General features: G+C 64.4%; 1 protein-coding gene. It reads left to right on the top strand.

Translation table 11 applies throughout. The features are described 5' to 3' along the window. Positions 1–68 precede the first annotated feature (68 nt). Positions 69–475, top strand: a 407-nt coding sequence (locus RM779_RS33840) for a DUF2510 domain-containing protein (RefSeq protein WP_394813457.1), incomplete at its 3' end; no start/stop codon positions are given.

Below are 475 nucleotides of genomic sequence, written 5' to 3'. Positions count from 1 at the left end.
CTTGGCGGACACCACGACTTGTAACCTGGTGTCGATTTCTCCCCCACCCGACGATTCGAGGATTGACTGTGAACGGAAACTGGCAACCCGGCTGGCTGCCCGATCCTGAAGGCCGCTACGAATACCGCTGGTGGGACGGACAATCCTGGACCGATCAGATCTCTCATCAGGGCCAGGCCGGCAGGGCGCCGCTCAGCGCTTCCCCACAGCCGCCGCAGCAGCCACAGCAACCGCAGGTTCAGGCCCAGCCCACCGGCGACGGGTTCAACGGCATCAGCGGGGATCTCGTCGACGGACGGTTCAGCGAGAAAGAGGCGACGCCGATCGCCAACCAGAACAAGAAGATGCTGCGGGTCCGCCTCGGCGAGCCCTTCATGGCCCGGCAGGGCTCGATGGTCGCGTACCAGGGCAACGTCGACTTCGCCTTCGAAGGCGGCGGCGCATCGAAGTTCATCAAGAAGGCCCTCACCGGTGA

Origin of the sequence: Streptomyces johnsoniae (genome assembly GCF_031845565.1) — a bacterium.
Taxonomy (GTDB): Bacteria; Actinomycetota; Actinomycetes; order Streptomycetales; family Streptomycetaceae; genus Streptomyces; species Streptomyces johnsoniae.
This window is presented reverse-complemented; position numbering and strand designations above follow the sequence as displayed.